We start from the raw sequence: 2,567 nt of genomic DNA, 5'->3' as shown, positions 1-2,567 counted from the left end.
TTAGAGAGGATTGAGGTCCGCGAAAAAGCCTCACGCAAGTCTGTGCGTGAGCCAAAGATGGCTTTGGTGCTGCTTTTTGGTAATACTCGATCATAGTCCGGAAATTTGCCGTCGACCAATTTGGAGGTAAAGGTAAATTCGGCGGTAGTCGCTTGGATGTGGTTGGAGCCAATAACAACCCGAACATCATCATTTTCATTCATTAATAGTCGCGCTAATTCAACAACACCCTTGCGCGGCATTATAACCTGTTGATTTTCTTGGGTTTTTATTGGAGCGGCAAGCGTGCAAAGGGCTAGACGATGGCCGTCGGTAGCTACCATACGCAGCTGACCGTCTGACACTTCCCACAACATACCATTGAGATAGTAGCGGACATCTTGCTGCGCCATGGCAAAGCTGGTGCGATCAATTAAGCGCTTTAAATCGCCTTGTTTTACCGTGAAGTCTTGACTGCCTGGGCTTTCCTCAACACTGGGGAAATCGTTAGCGGCCAAAGTTGAGAGGGTAAAGCGGCTACGGCCGGATTTCACAATGACTCGTTGGTCATCCTGGGTAAACTCTATATCGCTATCATCTGGCAGCGATTTACAGATGTCGGCCAGTTTTCTGGCCGGCACGGTGATTGCGCCGCCGGATTTTGATGCTTTATCCAGTGTCACACGACCCACCAATTCAACTTCTAAATCGGTGCCCGTAATTGACAATTGGTCAGCCTCTAGCTGCAACAAGACATTCGACAAAATGGGCAGAGTCTGGCGACGCTCAACAACACCGGCAACCAGATTGAGTGGTTTTAGTAGGGCTTCACGGGAAATCACAAATTTCATGTTGATCTCTATCCTTTGGGTTATTTAGGTAGTGAGTGAGCGTAGTAGGTTTTTACAATCTTCGCGGATATCGGCATCCACCTCTTCCAGTTCTTTTATTTTACGACAAGCATGCAATACGGTGGTATGGTCGCGGCCACCAAAACTATCACCAATTTCTGGCAAGCTATGGTTGGTTAATTCTTTCGCTAAAGCCATCGCCACCTGCCGTGGACGAGCCACTGAACGGCTGCGTCGTTTGGACATCATATCGGATACTTTAATCTTATAATACTCAGCAACGGTGCGCTGTATATTATCCATGCTGACCTGTTTGTCCTGTAAGGCCAACAAGTCTTTTAATGACTCTCTAATCAGCTCAATATCGATAGTACGACCCGTGAAGTGAGCACTAGCTATCACTCGCTTTAAGGCGCCCTCAAGCTCGCGAACATTAGAGCGGATTCTCTGGGCAATAAAGAAGGCGGCTTCAGCGGGCAGGTTGATATTAGCCTGCTCGGCCTTTTTCATTAAGATAGCGACGCGGGTTTCTAGCTCTGGTGGCTCTACTGCGACGGTTAAACCCCAACCAAAGCGAGATTTTAAACGCTCTTCCAGTCCACTAATTTCTTTAGGGTAACGGTCGCAGGTTAGGATCATCTGCTGACCACCTTCCAACAAAGCATTAAATGTGTGGAAGAACTCCTCCTGTGAACGCTCCTTACCGGCAAAAAATTGAATATCATCAATAAGCAGTGCATCCACCGAGCGGTAGTAGCGCTTAAACTCATTAATCGCATTGAGTTGTAGCGCCTTAACCATATCGGCAACAAAACGCTCGGAATGCAAATAGACCACCTTGGCATCGGGCTTTTTCTGCATAATGGAATTGCCCACCGCATGCATTAGGTGAGTTTTACCCAAGCCAACACCACCATATAAAAACAGCGGGTTGTAGGCACCACCAGCATTTTCCGCTACCTGGATGGAGGCCGCTCTGGCCAATTGGTTAGACTTACCCTCAATAAAAGTATCAAAGGTGTAGTTCTCAATCAGAAAGCTTTGATGCTGAATAGCGCCCTCAACCTCAACCTTGCGAGAGGAACGCGAGTTGTTAAAACCAGAACCCTTGTTATCGTGGAGATAAACGCTCTCAGCCCTGGCATCAACTAAATCGTGACTGTCATTTTCAACATTGGATGTAATGTCATTATTTGGGCTAGAGGGTTGCGATGCAGGGTTAACCATAGGATTAATTGGGCGCTGAGCGGGAGAGGTAGAATGCTCTCGACGCACGATCGGCTGTTGATCGCCAATCTCAAGACGAACTTCTACACCCTGATCACCAGCGAGCTCAGCGACAATTTCCATAATACGCTGTAAATACTTGTTTTTAACCCAGTCTTGAACAAAGCGATTGGGCGCCAACAAGCGAATCTGTTGACCATGGGTCTCCGCCTTTAAAGGGCGAATCCAGGTATTAAATTGCTGGGAGGGCAGTTCTTCCTGCAAATGAAGGTTGCATTGCTGCCATACTGAATCAGACAAGGGCGGGCTCCGGTAAATTGAGAGCCTTTTGCAAAGCCTTATTCAGAACGAATGGCGAAACAATCAGAGGGGTTCCTAAGCCGTGAATGGTGGCTAAAGGCGTTTTATGTAAACACTTGTTCAAAAACACGGGCATCGAACCTTATTGTTCTTTATGTTGTTCGTTTTGCTCATACTACTAATCCGGCTAGTAATCCGGCCAGTAATCCG

2 protein-coding genes are annotated in these 2,567 nt (G+C 47.3%); both read right to left on the bottom strand.

What is annotated here, in order from left to right; translation table 11 throughout:
• On the bottom strand, positions 1-830 hold an 830-nt coding region (gene dnaN / locus AACP44_RS08960; RefSeq protein WP_339340185.1), incomplete at its 3' end, for a DNA polymerase III subunit beta.
• Positions 831-854: 24 nt separating this feature from the next.
• Positions 855-2,357 carry a chromosomal replication initiator protein DnaA gene (gene dnaA / locus AACP44_RS08955; protein WP_339340184.1) on the bottom strand — a complete coding sequence of 501 codons (1,503 nt, stop codon included), beginning with the start codon at positions 2,355-2,357 and terminating at the stop codon, positions 855-857.
• Positions 2,358-2,567: the final 210 nt, after the last annotated feature.

It is taken from the genome of uncultured Oceanicoccus sp. (genome assembly GCF_963968385.1).
Lineage (GTDB): Bacteria > Pseudomonadota > Gammaproteobacteria > Pseudomonadales > Dasaniaceae > Oceanicoccus.
Note: the sequence above shows the minus strand (reverse complement) of the source record. Positions and strands in the feature narration are given on the sequence as shown.